The organism is Pacificibacter marinus (assembly GCF_018860665.1).
GTDB classification, from domain to species: Bacteria; Pseudomonadota; Alphaproteobacteria; order Rhodobacterales; family Rhodobacteraceae; genus Celeribacter; species Celeribacter marinus_A.
In genome coordinates this window covers 60,549-82,206 of record NZ_JAHKPK010000051.1, presented here as the reverse complement: position 1 = coordinate 82,206, position 21,658 = coordinate 60,549, and the positions used below count along the sequence as shown (strand labels likewise).

At 52.8% G+C, this 21,658-nt stretch carries 20 protein-coding genes; 18 read left to right on the top strand and 2 right to left on the bottom strand.

Features of this window, described 5'->3' with window-relative positions; genetic code table 11:
* The first annotated feature begins 52 nt into the window (after nt 1-52).
* The 9 genes from KO497_RS13560 to KO497_RS13520 all read left to right on the top strand — a co-directional run bounded on the left by KO497_RS13560 (nt 53) and on the right by KO497_RS13520 (nt 9,482).
* Nucleotides 53-1,228, top strand: a complete 1,176-nt coding sequence (locus KO497_RS13560; protein WP_215944495.1) for an L-rhamnonate dehydratase — start codon at nt 53-55, stop codon at nt 1,226-1,228.
* A 6-nt stretch (nt 1,229-1,234) separates the two neighbouring features.
* Entirely contained in the window at nt 1,235-2,149 is a 915-nt protein-coding gene (locus KO497_RS13555) for a dihydrodipicolinate synthase family protein (RefSeq protein ID WP_215944494.1), read from the top strand.
* A 156-nt stretch (nt 2,150-2,305) separates the two neighbouring features.
* Nucleotides 2,306-3,355, top strand: a complete 1,050-nt coding sequence (locus tag KO497_RS13550; protein ID WP_354668124.1) for a LacI family DNA-binding transcriptional regulator — start codon at nt 2,306-2,308, stop codon at nt 3,353-3,355.
* Between the two features lie 111 nt (nt 3,356-3,466).
* Complete coding sequence (locus KO497_RS13545) at nt 3,467-4,555, top strand: ABC transporter ATP-binding protein (protein WP_215944493.1); 1,089 nt, start codon at nt 3,467-3,469, stop codon at nt 4,553-4,555.
* A 34-nt stretch (nt 4,556-4,589) separates the two neighbouring features.
* A complete protein-coding gene (locus KO497_RS13540) occupies nt 4,590-5,918 on the top strand; it encodes an extracellular solute-binding protein (RefSeq protein WP_215944492.1) in 1,329 nt (442 codons plus the stop codon).
* A gap of 81 nt (nt 5,919-5,999) precedes the next feature.
* The gene (locus KO497_RS13535; protein ID WP_215944491.1) at nt 6,000-6,923 is read left to right on the top strand and encodes a carbohydrate ABC transporter permease; all 924 of its coding nucleotides are present in this window, start codon (nt 6,000-6,002) and stop codon (nt 6,921-6,923) included.
* Nucleotides 6,923-7,795 carry a carbohydrate ABC transporter permease gene (locus tag KO497_RS13530; RefSeq protein ID WP_215944490.1) on the top strand — a complete coding sequence of 291 codons (873 nt, stop codon included), beginning with the start codon at nt 6,923-6,925 and terminating at the stop codon, nt 7,793-7,795. Before KO497_RS13535 ends, KO497_RS13530 begins: the two co-directional genes overlap by 1 nt.
* Nucleotides 7,795-8,526: a cytochrome b561 domain-containing protein gene (locus tag KO497_RS13525; protein WP_215944489.1), complete on the top strand. Its 732-nt coding sequence runs from the start codon at nt 7,795-7,797 to the stop codon at nt 8,524-8,526. The genes KO497_RS13530 and KO497_RS13525 overlap by 1 nt, the downstream gene beginning before the upstream one ends.
* A 32-nt stretch (nt 8,527-8,558) precedes the next feature.
* On the top strand, nt 8,559-9,482 hold the full coding sequence (locus KO497_RS13520; protein ID WP_215944488.1) for an SMP-30/gluconolactonase/LRE family protein: 924 nt from the start codon (nt 8,559-8,561) through the stop codon (nt 9,480-9,482).
* Between the two features lie 199 nt (nt 9,483-9,681).
* On the opposite strand, the gene KO497_RS13515 is transcribed toward KO497_RS13520, so the two are convergent.
* Nucleotides 9,682-10,371 carry a Crp/Fnr family transcriptional regulator gene (locus tag KO497_RS13515; protein WP_215944487.1) on the bottom strand — a complete coding sequence of 230 codons (690 nt, stop codon included), beginning with the start codon at nt 10,369-10,371 and terminating at the stop codon, nt 9,682-9,684.
* Between the two features lie 168 nt (nt 10,372-10,539).
* On the opposite strand from KO497_RS13515, the gene KO497_RS13510 reads away from it, so the two are divergent.
* The 9 genes from KO497_RS13510 (at nt 10,540) to KO497_RS13470 (ending at nt 20,244) form a co-directional block, all read left to right on the top strand.
* Nucleotides 10,540-10,971, top strand: coding sequence for a pseudoazurin (locus tag KO497_RS13510; RefSeq protein WP_215944486.1), 432 nt, complete (start codon nt 10,540-10,542; stop codon nt 10,969-10,971).
* 114 nt (nt 10,972-11,085) lie between these two features.
* Nucleotides 11,086-11,547 carry a hypothetical protein gene (locus KO497_RS13505; RefSeq protein ID WP_215944485.1) on the top strand — a complete coding sequence of 154 codons (462 nt, stop codon included), beginning with the start codon at nt 11,086-11,088 and terminating at the stop codon, nt 11,545-11,547.
* Nucleotides 11,544-13,745: a NosR/NirI family protein gene (locus KO497_RS13500; protein ID WP_215944484.1), complete on the top strand. Its 2,202-nt coding sequence runs from the start codon at nt 11,544-11,546 to the stop codon at nt 13,743-13,745. The genes KO497_RS13505 and KO497_RS13500 overlap by 4 nt, the downstream gene beginning before the upstream one ends.
* Before the next feature lie 11 nt (nt 13,746-13,756).
* Nucleotides 13,757-15,694 (top strand): TAT-dependent nitrous-oxide reductase, encoded by a 1,938-nt coding sequence (gene nosZ, locus KO497_RS13495; protein ID WP_215944483.1) that lies wholly within the window; start codon nt 13,757-13,759, stop codon nt 15,692-15,694.
* Nucleotides 15,695-15,753: 59 nt separating this feature from the next.
* Nucleotides 15,754-17,085 (top strand): nitrous oxide reductase family maturation protein NosD, encoded by a 1,332-nt coding sequence (locus KO497_RS13490; protein WP_215944482.1) that lies wholly within the window; start codon nt 15,754-15,756, stop codon nt 17,083-17,085.
* Nucleotides 17,051-17,947, top strand: coding sequence for an ABC transporter ATP-binding protein (locus KO497_RS13485; RefSeq protein ID WP_215944481.1), 897 nt, complete (start codon nt 17,051-17,053; stop codon nt 17,945-17,947). Before KO497_RS13490 ends, KO497_RS13485 begins: the two co-directional genes overlap by 35 nt.
* Entirely contained in the window at nt 17,944-18,768 is an 825-nt protein-coding gene (locus tag KO497_RS13480) for an ABC transporter permease (protein ID WP_215944480.1), read from the top strand. The genes KO497_RS13485 and KO497_RS13480 overlap by 4 nt, the downstream gene beginning before the upstream one ends.
* Nucleotides 18,765-19,331: a nitrous oxide reductase accessory protein NosL gene (locus KO497_RS13475; RefSeq protein ID WP_215944479.1), complete on the top strand. Its 567-nt coding sequence runs from the start codon at nt 18,765-18,767 to the stop codon at nt 19,329-19,331. The genes KO497_RS13480 and KO497_RS13475 overlap by 4 nt, the downstream gene beginning before the upstream one ends.
* A gap of 4 nt (nt 19,332-19,335) precedes the next feature.
* Nucleotides 19,336-20,244, top strand: a complete 909-nt coding sequence (locus KO497_RS13470) for an FAD:protein FMN transferase (protein WP_215944478.1) — start codon at nt 19,336-19,338, stop codon at nt 20,242-20,244.
* Between the two features lie 413 nt (nt 20,245-20,657).
* Here the strand turns inward: KO497_RS13470 and KO497_RS13465 are convergent, their stop codons facing one another.
* Nucleotides 20,658-21,620, bottom strand: coding sequence for a PfkB family carbohydrate kinase (locus KO497_RS13465; protein ID WP_215944477.1), 963 nt, complete (start codon nt 21,618-21,620; stop codon nt 20,658-20,660).
* Between the last annotated feature and the right edge of the window lie 38 nt (nt 21,621-21,658).

The window sequence follows — 21,658 nt, the reverse complement described above, 5'->3', positions numbered from 1 at the left end:
CAACGCTTAACAAAGACGCCGCGCCTCGCGCTGGCTTTGAAGGACGCTTAACATGACGACAATCAAATCAATCCGCACCCGTGTTTGGAACTGGAAGGGCCCAACTGTGCCCCCATCAGGACATTTTTGCACCAATGCCTCTGATGCGCTTTGGGACAAGGGCGACGCCATGGCATCGTTTCGGTTTCATCAATGGTTGACGGTTGAAGTCGAGACCGAAGACGGGACCGTTGGCATCGGCAACGCGGCCCTTGCGCCAACCGTGGTGAAAAAGGCCATCGATGATTGGTACGCGCCTATGGTGATCGGCGAGGACCCGTTTGATTACGCCTATATTTGGGACAAAATGTACCGACGCAGCCATGCGTGGGGCCGTAAAGGCATCGGGATGACCGCGATTTCAGCAATCGATATCGCGATTTGGGATTTGATGGGCAAGCTCACGGGCAAGCCTGTGTTCAAACTGTTGGGCGGACGCACAAAAGAAAAGATCCCCGCTTATTACTCAAAACTTTACGCGGGCTCCATTGACAGCATGCAGGCCGAGGCCGAAGAGGCGAAAAAGAACGGATATCAGGGCTTTAAAACCCGTTTCGGGTTTGGCCCAAAGGACGGCATGAAGGGCATGCGCGAAAATCTTAAACGTGTTGAGGCCATGCGCGAAGTGCTGGGCTATGACGTCGATTTGATGCTCGAATGCTATATGGGGTGGAACCTCGATTACGCCAAACGCATGTTGCCCAAACTGGCGAAGTTCGAGCCGCGCTGGCTTGAAGAACCGGTGATTGCCGATGATGTGAATGGTTATGCTGAACTGAACGCGATGGGAATTGTTCCCATTTCTGGTGGGGAACACGAGTTTTCTGTCATGGGCTGTCAGCAGCTTTTAGAGAAAAAAGCCGTAAGTGTTTTGCAATATGACACCAACCGTGTGGGCGGCATCACTGCGGCGCAAAAAATCAATGCGATTGCCGAGGCTTACCAAATTCCAGTGATCCCGCATGCCGGACAAATGCACAATTATCACCTGACCATGGCCAATGTGAACTGCCCTATTTCCGAGTATTTCCCAGTGCATGACGTTGAGGTCGGCAACGAGCTGTTCTACTATATTTTTGAAGGTGATCCCGATGCCGTAGATGGCTACCTTGATCTGGATGACAACGCACCAGGGCTTGGGATTTCGATTTCGGACAAACACCTTCATAATTTTGATATAATGGAGTAAATCCGCATGAACCCCGCATATTCAGGCATTTGGCCAGTGGCGCCAACCCCGTTTCATCCAGACGGAACCCTTGATCTGGATGGCATGAAGCGCGTGCTTGATTGCCTTATTGACCAAGGTGCGGATGGCATCTGTATCTTGGCCAATTTTTCCGAGCAATTCTTGATTTCTGACCATGAACGCGAGGTGCTGACCAAGCTTTCCATCGAGCATATCGCAGGGCGCGTGCCAGTGATCGTCACTATCAGCCATTACGCGACACAGATTGTGGTGGAACGGGCGCGGTTTGCGAAAAGCCTTGGCGCAGACATCGTGATGATGATGCCGCCCTATCACGGCGCCTTGCTCAAAGGGACAGCGCAGCAAACCTATGAACAATTCGCAGCCGTCAGCGAGGTCGGCATCCCAATCATGGTCCAAGACGCGCCGCTTTCCGGTGTTGATTTGCCAGTGCCTCTTTTGGTGAAAATGGCCACAGAGCTTGAGATGGTAAAACTGTTTAAGATCGAATGTCCGCGTGCGGCCAATAAACTGCGCGATCTCATCGCCATGGGTGGAGATGCCATTGAGGGACCGTTTGACGGCGAAGAAGCGATTACGCTTTTGGCCGATCTTGATGCAGGGGCCACAGGGACGATGACCTCTGGTATGATTGTGGACCAGATCAAACCCGTTCTGACCCATTTTTACGCAGGACGCAGCGATGAGGCCACTGCCGCCTACGGTCGAGTTGCTATGGCGATCAATCATGAAAACCGTCAATGTGGCTGGCAGTCTTGCAAGGCTGCAATGGTTGAGGGGGGCGTGATCAAGTCTGAGTTCTGTCGTCACCCAATTGCGCCGCTTCATGCGGACATTCGGGCACGGCTTATCAGCTTGCTCAAGCCGCTTGATCCTATTGTTTTGAATTGGGGTAAGTAAGCTTTGAGCAGAAAACTTCAGCCAAGCGGATAGCTACGCCGCTTGGCTGAGGTGATTGAAAAAGTGTTTTCACACTTTGAGTTCCGCAATGGGCGGCTGGATATGCTGGAGCTTCGGCGCTAAAGTCTTCACAATTCTAAAAGTGAAAGAGTTTTTGTGCCCGATCGTTCCAGCCCGTCAGACAAACCCAAAACGCAAGTGACCATGCGCGACGTTGCCAAAGCTGCTGGCGTGTCGCGCATGACGGTCTCTAGGGCCTTGAAAAAAAACAGTCCTATTGCGGCTGAGACCCGTGAACATATTCTTAAGATTGTGCGCGATCTCAATTATGTGCCCGATCAAATGGCTGGCAGCCTAACGACAAAGAAATCGGGCTTTGTCGCGACCCTTTTGCCCTCGCTGAACAATCTGCACTTTGCGCAAACCGTACAGGGTTTGACCGAAGAACTTGAGAAAATTGATTTGCAAATTTTGCTTGGCCATACGGCCTATTCCGCAGAGCGCGAGGAAGTTCTGGTCGAAGCCTTGCTGCGGCGCAGACCCGAAGCGATGGTGCTGTCCTATGATGGTCACACCGAACGCACCTATGAACTTTTGAGCAGTGTTGATATTCCTATCATAGAAATTTGGGAACGACCGGATCGCGCCATCGGGCACACAGTTGGGTTTTCCAACAAGGATGCGTCGTTTCGAATGACGCAGGCATTGATCGCTAAGGGCTATCGTAACATTACTTTTTTGGGTGAAGAAGACGACAGCTGGACACGTGGGGCGGCGCGACGTGCGGGCTTTGTTGCTGCCATGACAGCTGCGGGGCTGGATGCGTCACGTATCGTGCAATATGGCGCGCCGCCTTTGTCGATTGACGTGGGCGCGCTGGCTGCAGAAAAAGTTATGCAGAATTGGCCTGACACGGACTGTATTTTCTGCGTGTCAGATTTGGCCGCTTTTGGTGTGCAAAGCTATTTACTGAGCAAGGGCATTCAGGTTCCAGCTCAGGTCGCGATAGCAGGGTTTGGTAACTTCGAAGTATCGCGCTTTGCGTCGCCCTCTATTTCCACTGTTATGGTTGATCCTTTGACGATTGGCCGTGAGACGGGGGCGTTGATTACCCGTCTTTTGAAAGCACGCGGGACGGACGCCAGCACGAATCACATCGAAGTTCCAGCAGACCCAATTTTCAGGCAAAGCACCGATAATTCATAGTTAACTGAATTTGTTAAATTTATTCCCATATATTTTTTGTTGTTACCGGTCACATATGTGCTATTGTGACCGGTAACAGGCCGAGAGGCTGGCGAAAATAGGGGGGAGACTATGCCAAAGATTGTCTTAGAGGGGCTGGTAAAGCGCTACGGTTCTTTTGAAGTGTTGCATGGTATCGATCTCGAAATGGAAGAGGACGAGTTCACCGTTTTTGTGGGGCCCTCTGGTTGCGGAAAATCCACAACATTGCGGATGATTGCTGGGCTTGAAAGTGTCACCGAAGGTGAGATTTACATTGACGGAAAACCTGTCAGCCAGCTTGAGCCAAAAGCCCGTGATCTGGCCATGGTGTTTCAGGATTATGCTCTTTATCCCCATATGAATGTCGCAAAGAACATGTCTTTTGCATTGCGATTACAGCGCATGCCAAAGGCCGAGATTGACGCAAAAATTTCTGCCGTGGCGGAAACATTGGGTCTTACAGATTTTTTACATCGCAAACCTGGCGAGCTGTCTGGCGGTCAACGTCAGCGCGTCGCGATGGGGCGGGCTTTGACGCGCGATAGCGGTACATTCTTGTTCGATGAGCCGCTGTCCAATTTGGACGCAAAACTGCGCGGACAGATGCGTGCAGAGTTGGCTTTGATGAGCCAACGTGTGAAGAAAAACATGATCTACGTCACGCATGATCAGATCGAGGCCATGACTTTGGCCGATCGGATCGTCGTGATGAATGGCGGGTACATCCAGCAGCAAGGCAGCCCTGAAGAGCTGTTCAAAAATCCTGCGAATAAATTTGTGGCGGGCTTCCTTGGTATGCCGCCGATGAACTTTCTCGACGGCGAGATTACTGAGAAATCCGGCGAGATATTCGTTCAAGGGCAGGGGTTCTGTGTGAAACTGTCACAGCAGAAAGCCGAGGCCGCCCGCGCCCATAATGGGCGCTCAGTCACGCTTGGCGTGCGTCCTTCTGATCTGGTCTACGACCCCGCAGCGGCCGAGGACCAATCCTTACTCGTGAGCATCATCGTGTCGGAATATATCGGCGCGCAAACTGTGCTTTTATGCGATTGCGGTGGCCAAAAGGTGGAGGTCGAACTCAAATCGACCATTCCAATCGATCGCAACGGGCAGTTGCGCTTCGCGATCAATCCTGATGGCGTGCATCTGTTTGATAAGAAAACAGAAATCGCTCTTTAATACCTTCAATATTTTCATTTTCTGGGAGGAAAAAATGCTAAATATCAAAACAACTGTCGTGGGGGCTGTATCGGCTCTCATGATGACCACTGCGGCGGCTGTTGCCGGGCCGTATGACGATTATGCAGGCACAACGCTGGTTGTGAACTTTCCTGCGCATCCGCATTACGATGCTGTGATGAAGGTGCTGCCTGAGTTCACCAAAGAAACCGGAATTAAAGTTGAGGTCGATCAGCTTCAGTACCTTAAAATGCGCGAAAAACAGACGCTTGAGTTGACAAAAAACAAAGGTGATTACGATCTTATCGCCTACGTTGTCTTCTCAAAGGCTGACTATGTTTATGCCGATCAACTTGAAAACCTTGCACGTTATTTCATGAACCCAAAACTGTCTGATCCGGCCTATGATGCGGCAGATTTGGTGGAAGGATACGTTGGCAACATCGGTGTGTCTGGTGGTGAAAAAGGCTATCTTCCGGGGCCAACAGGATCATTGTTTGGCCTGCCATTTGGCTCTGAGACATCCATCCTTGGGTATCGTCAGGACATTTTCGACAAACATGGTCTGAAAGTGCCAACCACCTATGAAGAACTGCTTGATGTGGCCTGTCAGATTCCTCAGCTTGAACCAGGCATGGGCGGTCTAGCGTCACGTGCGGCGTCTGGACATGATGCAAGTCACGCATTTTTGTTGCACCTTGCGCCTCTTGGTGGTCGTATTTTTGACGACAACTGGAACCCGATTATGAACAACGCCGAAGGTGTTGCTGCGGCTGAGACGTTAAAGACCATCGTGGATTGCGGCACAGAAGGTGCGGCCACATTTGGCTTTGCCGAAGCAGCGGCGTCGTTCTTGCAAGGCACATCCGCGATGTACTTGGATTCAACGGTTTTTGCGGGGCAAGTGAACGATCCGGCAAAATCCAAAGTGGTTGGCAAAGTCGCATGGGCACCGCACCCAGTTGGTATGCGTGCGGGGTCGCAAACCGGTGGATTTGGGATCGGCATTCCAAGAAACGCGCAAAACAAAGACGCCGCGTTTTTGTTGATGCAGTGGCTGACCTCTAAGAAAGCGGACAAAATGATCGCTTTGGCTGGCGGCAATCCTTCACGGTATTCAACGCATGCTGATGAGGATGTGAACGCAAAGTTCCCATACATGGCAACCTTTGGGGAAGCGTTGAAAAATGCGGATCCAGATTGGCGTCCGATCATCCCAGTATGGGGCAAAATCAACGCTGATCTTGGCACCACAATGTCCCAAGTGATCACAGAAGGCGCTGACATTCAGACGGCTTTAGACGGTGTTGCTGAACGCACCAAGGCCATCATGCAAGACGCTGGCTATTACACTTGGCAATAAGCTGAGCAATGCGCTTCGCGGTCCCGCGGAGCGCGCTTTCGAGACTTTCCCTTCAACCCTAAATGTCTAAGGCAAAAGCTGATGAGTATTGCAAACAAAGCAAACCGGCTCACCCCGTATGTGTTCATGGCTCCTGCTGCGATCATTCTGGCCGTCGCATTGCTCTATCCGATCGGGTACATGATCTACGCTAGTTTTCTGGATTGGAGTCCAAGTCAAAGGATCGGAGAGGCCGATTTTGTTGGGCTACGCAATTATATAAACCTGATGCATGACGCGGCTTTTCGCGAGAGCTTTTGGGTGACTGTCAAATTCGCGGCTGTGGTCGTGACGCTTGAGATGTTCATTGGTGTCGGCTTGGCTTTGCTGCTTGATCGCAACATCAAAGGCATGTCCTTCTTGCGGACTATTTTCATTTTACCAATGATGATCGCCCCAATCGTAGTGGGTCTGATGTGGCGCTACATGTATCACCCCACCGTGGGCATCTTTAACCGCACGTTGAAAGACTGGGGCTTTGAAGGCATCCCTTGGCTTTCTGACAGCACATGGGCCTTTGTTGCCGTGGTGATGGCAGATGTCTGGCAGTGGACGCCATTTATATTCATCTTGTCGCTGGCCGCGATGCAATCCTTACCCCGCTCTGCCTTGGAAGCCGCCGAAATCGATGGCGCCTCTGAGATGCAAAAAGTCATTCACATCAAGTTGCCATTGATGCTGCCGGTGTTGATTGTGACGCTGATGTTACGATTGATCGATGCCTTTAAGGTGCTCGAAGTGATCATGGTTTTGACCAACGGGGGGCCGGGTCTTTCGACTGAAATCGTCGCCATGCGCATTTTCCGTACCGCACAAGAATTCCAAGAGCTCGGCGAAGCCGCTGCGATGTCGAACACGTTGCTTATGGTGTTGATGGCGCTGACCATCGGGATGTTTGCCTACAATAAAATGCAAGAAGGCCGTGCCGCAAAAATGCAGGCGATGGCCGCGAAAGGGACAGCGTAATGTCAGTTCAAAAAGAAACGCAAAACCCGCTGTTTTACATGTTGATTGCGGTGCTTGTTGTCATGTCGCTTGGTCCAATTTTATTGATGCTGGCGACATCGTTTAAAACCAACGTTGATGTCTACGACAGCTCTGTCTCGGCCTTTTTCTTTGCGCCGACACTGGCCAATTACGAAACCGTTTTATGCGATGTGCTGTGGTATGAGCCGAGCCATGTGGACTACTGCGACCCGACCTTTGGGCGCGCTTTGGGCAACTCGCTTTTTGTTGCGCTGATCTCGACCGGTTTGACATTGTTGATGGGCTGTATGGCGGCATATGCCTTGGTTCGGTTTAAGTTTATGGGCCGTGGTACGGTGTCGATGACAACGCTTTTGATGCGTATGGTGCCGCCTGCTGTTCTGCTTGTACCTGTGTTTGGCATCTGGACATTCCAATACGGATTGGACGGCACATTTACAGGCATCATTCTGGTTTACACCGCGATGAACCTGCCGTTTGTCATTTGGATTTTGCAGTCTTTTATCGTCCAAGTTCCGATCCAGCTTGAAGAAGCGGCACGCATGGACGGCGCCAACCCCATTCAGATTTTCTTTCTTGTGGTGCTGCCAATAATCAAGCCGGGTTTGGCTGCGGCTGCGATCTTTACCTTTCGCATCGCGTGGAATGAATTTTTGCTTGGCAATGCGCTTTTGGATCGCAACACGCGGACCGTGCCGGTGACCATTGTGAACTCGATCACGGAATATGATATCAACTGGGGTGTGATCATGGCCACTGGCATGTTGCTGGCTATTCCGCCGATTATCTTTACCTTTGTGGCTTCTAAGCAGATCATCACGGGTATGACGGCTGGCGCGGTAAAAGGCTGATGCTTGATTGGTTTCTATCCCCCATCGATGCTGCGCGCGCCCATGATATCGGCTTTGCCCTGTCTTGGCACGCGCGGCTGATGGTTCTCTCTTGGGGGGTGATCACGCCATTGGCGATTTTGATCGCGCGGTTTTATAAAATCACCCCGAAACAAGATTGGCCGCGCGAATTGGACAATCGCATTTGGTGGGACGTGCATTTTTGGGGACAAATATCGTCCTTTGGTATTGCCTGTATCGCTTTGGTTCTGATCTTAATCTCGGTGCAAAATACAGGTGCGGCGGTACGCCATCACGTTCTTGGCTATACAGTTATGGGCCTTGGAGTGATGCAGCTTTTGTCGGGCGCCCTGCGTGGCACCAAAGGCGGACCAACAGCCCCTCATGCGGATGGAAGTCTGCGGGGGGACCACTTCGATATGACTCCCCGCCGACTTGTCTTTGAATTTGTTCACAAACTTGTTGGCTACACCGCCTTAGGTTTGATTATAATTACAATCACAACGGGGCTTTGGGCGGCCAATGCGCCCATTTGGATGTGGGTGGTGATCGGCAGTTGGTGGGCTTTGCTTGTCTTGGTGGCTGTTGTGCTGCAATGGCGCGGGCGTGCCTTTGATACCTATCAGGCGATTTGGGGTCCTGATGCATCATTGCCCGGGAACCAAAGACCAAAACAGGGGGTGTGCATCACGCGGCCTTCTGAAAGCCCTGAGTATAAAGATAAGGTGTAACCGAGGCCTTTGGCCAGACACAGGAGATAAAGATGTTCGGTGAATTGGATGGAACAGGATTTGAAAGTATAGACCCTGCATTTGGAGCTTGCTTTATCGGTCATGCCCGCGTGGAGCGCTTGTGGACGGGCGCGCGTTGGTCAGAGGGGCCTGCATGGTTTCCTGCGGGGCGCTACCTTATCTGGTCCGATATTCCGAACAACCGCATGATGCGTTGGGATGAAACCGACGGGTCTGTGTCCGTCTTTCGGCAAGGTTCCAACAATAGCAATGGCAACACGGTTGACGGGCAGGGGCGTCTGGTGTCCTGCGAACACCTCACCCGCCGCGTTACCCGAACGGAACATGACGGATCGATCACCGTTATTGCCGACAGCTATCAAGGCAAGCGGCTCAACTCGCCCAATGATGTGGTGGTGAAATCTGATGGCTCGATCTGGTTCACGGATCCGTCCTACGGCATCATGATGGATTATGAAGGCGAGCGTGCTGAGGTTGAACAATCAGGCTGTCACGTTTACCGCGTTGATGGGGATACGGGTGAGGTCAATGTTGTCGCTTCTGATTTTGACAAGCCCAATGGCCTTGCATTCTCTGCAGATGAACAGACGTTGTTTGTGTCCGATACGGGGGCGACGCATACCGAAAATGGTGCGAAACATATCCGCGCGCTTAACGTCAACAGCGATGGCAAAACGCTTGGGGCATCACGTGTCTTTGCGTCATGCACCAATGGGCTGTTTGATGGATTTCGTTTGGACCGCGCCGGTCGCATTTGGACGTCCGCCGCCGATGGTGTGCATTGCATCGCCCCAGATGGTGGGTTGATCGGGAAGGTGCATATCCCTGAAATGGTTGGCAACCTGTGTTTTGGCGGGCCCAAATTAAACCGATTGTTTATAGCTGGCACAAGTTCATTGTATGCAGTGTATTTGAATGTGAATGGCCTGCGCTGACAGGCCATTTACCGGCACCGAATAGACGTGCCGCTGTGACTAAAGACTGTTGTCACGATACAAGATGGGGGGGCGTGCTGCCCAAAGTGACACCGAAGGCCAGGTAAGTTCACGGCACAGAACCATTGACGCCAGTCGAAAGTGGACCCTTGAGGAAATGCCTTTGTGCGCAGAGACATCGCACGTCATATACGTCGAATTACATCTTGCCGAGGATGTTCAATTGATGCGGATTGCAGATAATAATTTTCTTGCGTTTGCTGATCACAAGCCCATTCTTTTCCCATAAACTCAGCAAACGGCTTACGGTCTGCAGGGTGGTCCCTGTCATTTCAGACACGTCTTTGCGCGTAATGGGAAAGCTGATTTCTATGCCTTCTTCAACTTGACGACCCGATTGGTCGATCAGTCGCAACAGTGCCCGCGCGATGCGCTGTTCGACATGTTGTGTCGACATATCAACAACACGGGTGTTTAGCTCACCCAGACGATCGCCAACCATCTTGTATGTCTCTGTCGCAAAGCCAGTGTATTTGGTGGCGAACTTATCCCAAACATCTGTCGGCCAAGAGAGTGTTAACACCTCTGAGGCCGCAACTGCCGTCGCAGGGTAAGTTGTACGACCGAGCGCTTTTCCTATCCCGAACAGTTGCCCCGCAGGAATGTGAATAGAGGTGATCTGCTCACCATCCGCAGTCAACTTTATCACCCTGATAGTGCCATCCAGTAGCAGGAAAAACCGTTCCGCAAGAGCACCTTCATGAAAAACCGCTGAGCCAGTTTCGAATCGGCGGCGGCTTGCTTGATCGAGAATGGTTCTGACCTGCTCTTTTTCGAGTTTGGAAAAAAGGGGCAAGGGCAACAACAGGTTTTCGTCGATTTTGTGCAAAGCTATTCTCCTGCTTTAAAGCTACGCCTTTCCTAAAGACGTTTCACGGGCACCGCCAGCGGGTCCTGATGAGCATATAATGAGTAGAAGGTTAATCTAGCGCAACGTTTGGGGCCGCAAGGCGCGTTACGAGTGTCTTTGACAACGATTCACTCGAAAGGAAATACGATGTTTCGCTCTTTGGTTACATCTGCTGCCATCATGTTGGCGCTCAGCGGTGCCGTCGCCGCTGAAACGTTCGAAGTTAAAATGTTGAACAAGGGTGAGGGCGGCACAATGATTTTTGAACCCGCTTCGTTGCGCATTGCTGCGGGGGATACAGTGAAATTTATCCCCGCTGACAAAGGCCACAATGCTGAATCTGTCAATGGGATGATCCCTGAAGGCGCCACAGCCTTTGCAGGAAAAATTAACGAAGAGATTGATGTGACGCTCACAGAACCCGGCCTTTATGGCGTAAAATGCAAGCCGCATTGGGGCATGGGTATGGTGATGGTCATCGCTGTCGGAGACGTCGCTGTCGATGCGGAGCGTTTTCTTGCAGGGAAAATGCCCAAGAAAGCCAAAACGCAATTCGAGAAAAGCCTGAACGGCCTTTGAGTACGCTCCAACGCGCGATCAAAACCACTCATGCTGTAAAGGGCTTCGCTCTATCACGCGTTGCGCGGCGGCAGCCCAAAGCGCCTCGTTTGATCTGGAATTAGATTTTTCGATATGAAAACCGCATTTACCATTTTCTTCGGCTTTTTGCTGTCATTCTGCCTGACTTTGTACGGCCCTTTCGGCATGGCCCAAGCGGGTGGTGGTGCGGTTTTCTCGATTGAGATTTGTGCAGACGGGGGGGCTAAGACAGTCTTGTTCGATGCGAATGGCAACCCAGTTGAACCGGCTGCGAACTGCCCTGAGTGTTTGACCTGTTGTCAGGCTATCGGGTCTCTCGTTCCTGAAAATGACACGGTATCCCCCTCTTTTACCACAGTTGAAATGCTGCTGCGGCAGCTTTGTGCGCCGAACCCTATCCCTAGCAAACGACATATGCTCCCGGCGCCGCGTGGCCCTCCGGCTGTTCAGGTATACATGCTGATTCAAGCTGGTTTGATCTTGTTTGATCATCCTGAGTTTGGTCAAATGACGCGCAGCGACGGGCGATTTCCATTTAAGGACGCCTTCGCATGAAGATTTTCTCTTGCCCTCTTAAAGTCATAGCGATGCTTGCGACAATGCTCCTTTGGGGGCTGCCTGTTGCCGCAGATACGATCCTGTCCAAATTATTGCCAGACATGACCGCCGCCGTGTTGGTTGAGGGGGCGGATGGTTTTGGCTCTATCCATCCTGATGTTCCAGTTGTCGAAGTGCTCAAAGGCGCAGAGCGGATCGGCTGGGCCTATATCACCTCTGATTTTGTTTCTACGACCGGGTATTCTGGCAAACCTATTCACACGATGGTCGCGATTGATGACGACGCCAAAGTCATTGGCGTACAGCTGGTCAAACATTCAGAACCCATCGTCTTGATCGGCATTCCAGAGGCAAAGGTAAAGGCGCTGGTCGCCAATTATCGTGGTCTTGATCTTGTGGCTGAGGCGGAATCTGGCGGCACCGCACATCAGCTTGATATTATCTCTGGTGCCACGGTCACGGTCATGGTGATTGACGACAATATTGTGCGCGCAGGCCTGAAAGTGGCGCGTCAGTTGGGGTTGGGCGGTTTGGCGGCCGAGGCAACAAACACAGGCCCGCAATTTGAAATCAACCCAGATGCAGAAGCCTCAAGTGACTGGATGACGCTGGAGGGAGATGGCACCCTGCGCCGCCTCTCGCTGGATGTTGGTCAAATCAACGCGGCCTTTGCGGCGATGGAGGATGAGCGTGCAGGCGAACGTGCGCTGAATGAGGCCCCTGAGACAACGTTCATCGAAATGCAGGCGGCCCTTGTGTCGCACCCCGCGATAGGTCGCGCGATTTTGGGCGAGGCTGTTGCCGAAAATATTGAGGCTTGGTTGGACGAAGGCGATCATGCAGTCGCGATTGTGGGCCGCGGCCTCTATTCCTTCAAAGGGTCTGGCTATGTGCGTGGCGGTATTTTTGATCGGATAGTTTTGATCCAAAATGACGTGTCTGTCCGGTTTCGGGACCGCATGCACAAGCGGATCAATGCAATCGCGGCAGATGGCGCACCCGTTTTTGCCGAAGCCGACCTGTTCAAAATCCCCGCCGACAGTGGTTTTGATCCGACAAAACCGTTTCGTATCCAACTGTTGGTGCAGCGTGAAGTCGGCGCGATTGAAAAGGTATTTACCACTTTCGATCTGGGCTACCAATTGCCGTCAAAATACATCCGAACCGTTGTATCGCCCGTCATGGAAGAGGTTCCAGCCCGTGTTGCAGAGGTGACTTCGCAATCCGAGCTCGATGCGCAACAGGCTTTGTGGAAAAAGATTTGGCTGGGCAAAAAAGTCGAAATCACCGTGCTTGGCATCATGCTGACCCTCCTCACGGGTGTGTTCTTTTTCCAAAATCTGGCCGTGCGCAACGCAGGTGGGTTTTACTGGTTCCGCATCGGTTTTTTGTCGGTCACGCTGGTCTATTTGGGCTGGATGTCCAACGCACAACTGTCTGTCGTCAACTTGATGGCATTGTTTGGATCGTTGGTTTCCGGCTTTAGCTGGCAGGCGTTCTTGCTTGATCCGCTGACGTTTATCTTGTGGTTTTCGGTCGCAGCAGCATTGCTGTTTTGGGGGCGCGGAGCCTATTGCGGTTGGTTGTGCCCGTTCGGTGCGTTGCAAGAATTGCTGAACCAAGTTGCGCGCAAATTGCATATCCCGCAATGGACCTTGCCATGGGGCCTGCACGAACGGTTATGGCCCCTGAAATACATGATTTTCCTCGGCCTGTTCGGTGTGTCTTTGACCAGCATAGAACAGGCAGAGCGGTTGGCCGAGGTTGAGCCGTTCAAGACCGCGATCATCCTGAATTTTGTGCGCGCATGGCCCTTTGTTGCCTATGTAGCAGCGCTTTTGATTGCCGGACTTTTCGTCGAGCGTTTCTTTTGCCGCTATCTGTGTCCGCTTGGGGCAGCCCTTGCGATCCCAGCGCGGTTGCGGATGTTCGATTGGCTTAAGCGGTACAAGGAATGTGGGACCCCGTGCCAGACCTGTGCGCACCAATGCCCCGTACAAGCCATTCATCCGACGGGTGAGATCAACCCGAACGAATGCATCAACTGTCTGCATTGTCAGGTGCTTTATCAGTCAGAAACTATCTGCCCTGTCGTTATCAAAAAGATGAAGCGACGGGCAAAAGACGGTGCTGGACCGGACCTTGAACGGTTCGTCGGCCACCCCAACCAAACACTCAAAATACCTACAAAATGAAAGGGTACGATATGTCTGAGGATAAAAAAATAACACTGTCCCGCAGAAACCTGCTCGGAGCAACGGCCGGCGGTGTCGCTCTTGCGGGCACTTGGGGTGGTCGCGCCATGTTGGCAGGCGGCACGGTTGCTGCTGCGACGGTTGCCTTACCCACCAGCGCGCGCGCAGCAGCCGGTGCCGAAGTGGCCCCCGGCCAGTTGGATGAATTCTATGGCTTCTGGTCCTCTGGGCAATGTGGCGAAATGCGCATTCTGGGCATCCCGTCCATGCGTGAATTAATGCGCGTGCCGGTGTTTAACACCTGTTCGGCAACGGGCTGGGGTATCACCAACGAATCCAAGAAAATCTTGACCGAGGGTTTGCTGCCGAAAACCAAGGAATATCTTGCCGCCAACGGTCATGAATTTCCACCGAATGGCGATTTGCACCATCCGCATATGTCATTCACCGAAGGCAAATATGACGGTCGCTATCTGTTCATGAACGATAAAGCCAACACCCGTGTGGCGCGTGTGCGTTGTGATGTGATGAAATGTGACAAGATCATCGAGATCCCGAACGCCAAGGCAATCCATGGTTTACGTCCACAAAAATGGCCTCGCACTGATTACATCTTTTGTAACGGCGAAGATGAAACGCCAATGGTCAACGATGGCAAAATCCTAGACGAGCCTGAGAAATACGTGAACTTCTACACCGCTGTAAACGCAGACGAAATGACAGTGGCGTGGCAGGTGATGGTCACCGGAAATCTTGACAATACCGATTGTGACTATGACGGGAAATACGCTTTCTCGACCTCATATAACTCGGAAATGGGCATGAATCTGAGCGACATGACCGAATCCGATATGGATCACGTGGTTGTCTTCAACATCAAAGAGATTGAGGCCGGCATCGCGGCGGGTGACTTTATCGAATTGAACGGCGTTAAGGTGCTTGATGGTCGCAAAGGGACTGACAACAAATACACCCGTTATATCCCGATCCCGAATAACCCGCACGGTTGTAATATGGCGCCCGACAAAATTCACCTGTGTATCGCGGGTAAGTTATCGCCCACAGTGTCAGTGATCGACGTGCGTAAACTGGATGCCGTCTTTAACGAAGGGGCCGACCCGCGCAGTGTTGTTGTCGCAGAACCTGAATTGGGTCTTGGGCCGCTTCACACCTGTTTTGACGGGATGGGCGATGCCTACACCACGCTGTTCTTGGACAGCCAAGTGGTCAAGTGGAACATCGAAGACGCGATCAAGCTGTACAACGGCGAAGACGTGAACCCGATCAGAACCAAGGCTGATGTGCATTACCAACCCGGTCACAACTCGACTGTGATGGGCGAGACATTGGAAGCATCCGGTAAATACTATCTGACTATGAACAAATTCTCGAAAGACCGGTTCCTTAATGTTGGTCCACTAAAGCCAGAAAACGAACAGTTGTTTGCGATTGATGGTGACAAGCTGACTTTGATCCATGACGGCCCGACATTTGCCGAGCCGCATGATGCGATCATGGTGGACCCAAGTAAGTTGAACCCTAAATCCGTTTGGGATCGTAACGATCCGATGTGGGCTGACGCGCGTGCGCAGGCTGAGATCGACGGTGTTGATCTGGATGATTGGCAAGAAGAAGTCATTCGCGACGGCAACAAGGTGCGGGTCTACATGTCCAGCAACGCGCCGACCTTTGCGCTTGAATCCTTTACTGTCCAACAGGGGGATGAGGTGACGATCTATGTGACCAACCTTGATGACATCGACGATTTGACCCACGGTTTCACCTTGGGCAACCACGGTGTCGCGATGGAGGTGGGCCCACAAGCCACGTCTTCGGTCACATTCATAGCGGCCCAGCCGGGCGTCTATTGGTACTACTGCCAATGGTTCTGTCACGCGCTGCATATGGAAATGCGCGGACGGATGTTTGTTGAGCCAAAGGCGAGCTGATGATTGTGATTTTTGCCAATGGCGAGCTGATGTTTGTTGAGCCAAAGGTGAGTTAAGCCATGATGCGTGCCCTGATCTTTATGCTGTCACTGCTGACTGTTCTGCCTCTTTGGGCGGAAGAGTTGCGCGTGGCAGCGGGGCAGGGCACGCTTGTAACGGCCATCGCCGGCGCCAACCCCGGCGATGTTCTTATTTTACAATCCGGTCTGCACAGCGGCGCGATTGTCATCGATAGGCCTCTCACGCTGACAGGTGGGCATGATGCGATCATCGATGGCATGGGCCAAGGCACAGTGATCAGCATTGAGGCTTCTGATGTGACGATCAGCAATCTGAGTGTGATCGGATCAGGCCAGAACAGCCAAGAGACTGACGCTGGTATCAAGATCCTAAAAAAAGCCGACCGCGCGATTATTGAAAACAACCGCGTTCTAGGCAACTTACACGGCATCGATGTGCATGGGGGGCGCGATGCGCAGGTCCGCAACAACACCATCGAGGGCACTCGCAATCCACGGATGAATGATCGTGGCAACGGTATTTATGTCTGGAATTCTCCTGGCACGGTGGTCGAGGGGAATTCGGTTCGGTGGGGCCGTGATGGCATATTTTCGAATGCGTCGCGCAAGGGGACCTACCGCAACAACCTGTTTCGCGATCTGCGTTTTGCTGTGCATTATATGTACACGAATGACTCTGAGGTGTCAGGCAACGTGTCGATCGGCAACCACCTTGGATATGCCATTATGTTCTCGAATAAGATCATCATTCGAGACAACCTAAGCCTGTCTGACCACAGTCACGGCGTTATGCTCAACTTTGCGAACAACGCTGATGTGTCTGGTAATCTGGTGCGCGGCGGTGCGGATCGTTGTACGTTTATCTATAACGCGCACAAGAACCTCATCTATGGCAACCGCTTTGAGGGGTGCAATATTGGCATCCACTTCACCGCTGGTTCAGAACGTAATGTGCTGACGGGGAACGCCTTTGTCGGGAACCGGACGCAGGTGAAATATGTTGGCACCCGCGATATTGAATGGAGCTTTGAGGGCAGGGGCAACTATTGGTCTGATCACGCCAGCTTTGATCTGGGCGGGGACGGCATTGCCGACAGCGCATTTCGCCCCAATGACATGATGGATCATATCCTTTGGTCCCAGCCTGCTGCTTCGTTGCTAACGGGTGCGCCGATAGTACAACTTATCCGCTGGGCGCAGTCCAGTTTTCCCGCCACGCTGCCCGGTGGTGTTGTGGATTCCAGCCCACTTATGATTGCGCCAAATATTAAAATTCCCTCAAAATATCTCGTCATGGAGGCCGAAGTGGCCGCGCGACGGAATGAAAGCGAAATAGATGACTTCGACGTTAACGATCTCTCATCTCACTAAATCATTTGGCGGGGTCAAAGCCCTGTCAGATGTGTCTTTGCATGTGGCCGCAGGTGAACGGGTTGCATTGCTGGGCCATAATGGTGCGGGAAAATCCACTCTTATGAAGGTGATCTTGGGCCTGATTGCGGCAGACAGCGGCGAGATTTCGGTTTGCGGTGCCGCGCCAGGTGGGGCTGCTGCCCGCGCCAAGGTCGCCTATTTGCCAGAAAATGCTACGTTTCATTCCGCTCTGACAGGGTTGGAACAGATCACCTATTACCTGCGCCTGCGTGGTGAGAACACATCAGGGGCCATGGCTCTGCTGGATAAGGTCGGTCTGGGCCACGCCGCCAAGCGTCGGATAGGCACCTATTCCAAAGGTATGCGACAGCGCGTTGGGCTGGCCCAAACCCTGATCGGACGTCCTGACTTTTTAGTGCTGGATGAGCCGACCAGCGGCTTGGATCCTGTCTCGCGCCGCGATTTCTACGCGCTTCTTGACAGGCTTGCTGCTGAAGGCGCTGCGATCTTGCTGTCCAGCCACGCCCTGACGGAGGTCGAGGCGCGCACGGACCGGCTGTTGATCCTGTCCGGCGGGCAGATGGTGGCAACAGGATCGCTGCCGGACTTGCGACGCGAAGCGGCTTTGCCTGTGGCGATGCACATCACCACGCGCAAGGGCTATGACGCAGATATTCTTGCAGCTCTGCCCAATGCCATTCGCGTGGGGGGCGCTTTGCATCTGACCTGCTCGCAAGAAGACAAACTTGGCACTCTTGCGCAAATTTCCGGACTTAAAAACAAGGTGGCTGACATAGACGTCATCCCGCCCAGTCTTGAGGATATCTATAGCCATTTCAGCCGGAGGGACGGTCAATGATCGCGCGCATTCTTGCCACCGCAATAACCGAGGCGCATATCGCGCGGCGTAATCGCTGGGTGCTGATCGCGGTGGTGCTGATGGTGGTCTTTTCGCTGGTTCTATCGGCCGTTGGGTCCGCACCCAGTGGCGGGCTTGGGGCAGATCCTTTGTCGATCACGGTGGCCTCGCTGACCTCGCTGTCGGTCTATTTGGTGCCTTTGGTGGCGCTGCTGATGTCGTTCGATGCGGTTGCTGGCGAAGTCGAACGGGGCACGTTGCCTTTGTTGCTCACCTATCCTGTGGCGCGTTGGGAAATTTTGGCAGGCAAGCTTGTGGCGCATACGGGCATATTGGTTATTGCCCTTGTGGCAGGCTACGGTGCCGCCGCTCTTATTGCTGTTGTTGGTGATCCAGCAGCCGCTGCTGGGGTCGGTGCGCTGTGGCGCCTGACGTGGACATCGGCACTGTTGGGGGCGACATTTTTGGGCATTGGCTATGCATTGTCGTCTCTTGCACGACGTACATCGGGGGCGGCGGGGCTGGCCATCGGGCTTTGGCTGGGGCTGGTGGTGTTGTATGATTTGGCACTTTTAGCGGCGGTTGTCGCGGATGATGGCGGCATATTCACCACGCAATTTTTCCCCACTGCCTTGCTTGCCAATCCTGCTGACGCTTTTCGTTTGTTTAATCTCACAGCATCGCAGGCGACGTCTGCTGCATCTGGTATTGGCGCTGCTGCGACGTCAATCGCGCTTTGGCAATCGCTGGTGTCTGTTCTGTGCTGGCCTTTGGTCGCCCTCGGACTTGCCACTCTGGCGTTTAGAAAGGTTCAACCATGATCCGTCTACTCAGCATTTTGGCGTTGGTGATATTGGTGGCCTGCAAGCAGGAGGTGGCGCAAGATACCTCTCCCGTTCCGCTGACCGCCGAAGCCGTCGGGCATTTTTGCCAGATGAACCTGTTTGAGCATGAAGGCCCGAAAGCACAGGCCCATTTGAGTGGCTTGCCTCAGACGCCTTTGTTTTTCAGCCAAGTGCGCGATGTGGTTGCATACCTGCGTTTGCCCGAGCAATCCCATGACATTTTGGCGATCTGGGTCAATGACATGGGCGCGCCTGGCGCTTCGTGGTCCGAGCCTGGAATTGCCAATTGGATCGAAGCGAGCAAAGCGCATTACGTTGTTGGCAGTCGCGTGATTGGCGGGATGGGAGCCCCCGAGATTGTGCCGTTCAGGGATTTGGAAAAAGCAGATGAATTTGCAGCGCTAAACGGCGGTCAGGTCATGTCGTTGGAGACCATACCTAATGAGGCCGTATTGGCCCCTGTGGCATTGGACGGGGACGTCGATGATACAGATTTTGAACAACGCCTGCGCGCCCTTTCGCGTCCATTAGGAGAGTAAGACCATGACAACCCGCCGCCGTTTTCTTGCCATCTGCGCCTCTGCTGCCTGCTTGCCGAGTATAGGGAATGCCACACCCATGTATACGTGGCAGGGCACCGCCCTTGGCGCACGCGCGACCTTGCGTTTAGACCATCCTGACGCAAAAGCGATCAGCGCACGTGTGGTCGCCGAGATTTCGCGGCTCGAAGATATCTTTAGCCTATATCGCCCTGAAAGTCGTTTGCAGCGCTTGAACCGCACGGGGCATTTGACGGCGCCACCGTTTGAGTTGCTCGAGTGTCTCTCACTTGCTGATGCGGTGCATCGTGCAAGTGATGGTAAATTTGATCCGACGATCCAACCTCTTTGGGCCTGCTATGCCGAGGCATCTATGCTGGGCAAACCGCCCACCCCAAAAAGGTTAAGCAAAGCTCTTTCGCAAACGGGATGGAAACAGGTTCGGTTCGACACATCAGCGATTGAACTGCAATCAGGCATGGCGCTTACCCTCAATGGTATTGCTCAGGGCTATATCGCGGATCGCATCGCGGGGATGTTGGAGGCAGAAGGGCTTACGGATATCTTGATTGATACTGGCGAATTTCGCGCCTTGGGACGCCAGCCCAACGGGCGCGCGTGGCCGGTCAAATTGGCTGCAGGAGGAGAGGTCGCGCTGGCCGCACGCGCGCTGGCCACGTCCGCCCCTCTGGGAACGACCTTTGATGCCGAGGCTCGGGTTGGACATATTATCAACCCTAGCACGGGCGTGCCTGCACGCGCGCTTTGGCGGGAAATTTCGGTCTCAGCAGGCTCTGCTGGTCTGGCCGATGCGCTTTCAACTGCGGCTTGCCTGTTTGAGACCCGCGATGCGATGAGCCGCTTTATCGCGTCTTTCAAGGGGGCCCGTATAGAGGCCGTTTTGTCTGTTTGAAAACGGATTTGAACCCGTCGCGCTTTAGCGTTGCCTTAGATGCTCGTTTACAAGTCGTTTGCTGCCTCGTGCTTATACTTATGCAAATCCATACGCGTATCAGCCGGATCGAAACTGTCGGGGGCTGTTGGCTATTGGGTGCGGGCCTGCACGTCGTCACGTCCAAATACGTGATGGATAGAGAATACAGCTTACCCTTTTTCGGTTGCCGTGATGGTCAAGTTGCGTCCGGTGCCGAATGGCGGTTGTTTTAAAGTATAAGCAAAACGTTTTAAGAGAGAGCCTTGCAGATGCATGTGCCGCAAGGCTTCTTATTTACAAAATATAATATCGAGAATTGTATCACCAGTCCGGTTTGTTTCTACGGCGTCTTTCTTAGATGTAATGGTGCACTGGGAAAGCAGTTGCTGATTTTATCGAGGTAAGTCTCGGCCATCTGTGGATGTATATGGATTGGTGATGGGGGAAGGGGGGCGGTTCAGGGTTTTCAATTCTTCTTGCGTTGGGAATGCAGCCGTTGTGCCTGACCGCGTGACCGTAATGGCTGCGGCGCGTGTTGCGCGTTCCAGATCATGAACGCAAATCTTACCACCGCGTCGCATGGCCGAACCGATCGTGACACTTTGAAGTGTATCGCCTGCACCAGTGCTGTCGACGACGGCGCAGTTTTGAGCAGGGACAAGTGTGATATCGGTGCCGTCATCGTTGCGCTGGCCAAGCAATGCTCCCCTTGCGCCCAATGTGAGCACCACAGTCTCGATGTTCATATTTAGAAAGTCTTGTACGGCAGCCTGTCCTGTTTTGCCTGTGACCTGTTCGGCTTCGTGTTCGTTTAAAAATAAAACATCCAAGCCCGACAAAAGGGGGATAAGGTTTGGGTTGAAGGGGGACGGATTGAATGCGATTTGCATGTTCAACTTACGCGCTTCGGCAATAAGGTCAGCTGTTGTGGAATGTTGCAGATTGCCTTGAATCACCAAGAGATCATTCGCGACTGCATCCGACATTCGCGGTAAGACATCGACAATTTCGACACTCCGCGCACAATCAACAGTTGCGATATTGGCATTCCCGCCAGCCAAATCCTTAAGCACCACTGTTGTGTCACTGGCGTAATTTTGGCGTTCGATGAGGCGAGGTATAACAGGTTCACATGCGAGCAAGTCTTGCATTTGATGGCTTTGAGCATCCGTCCCGATCGCAGCGATGAAAATTGTTCGAACGCCGGTGCGTGCCAAAACAATCGCTTGATTTGCACCTTTCCCGCCGAGATCATAAGAGACCTTGCTGCCAAAAATTGACTCTCCCTCACGGGGAAAATCGTCGATCTCAATGGTTTGATCCATCGCAATATTCCCGACAATAAAGACTTTCATCTTGACCCCTTTCGCGGACCGCGTTGTTGCATAAGTTT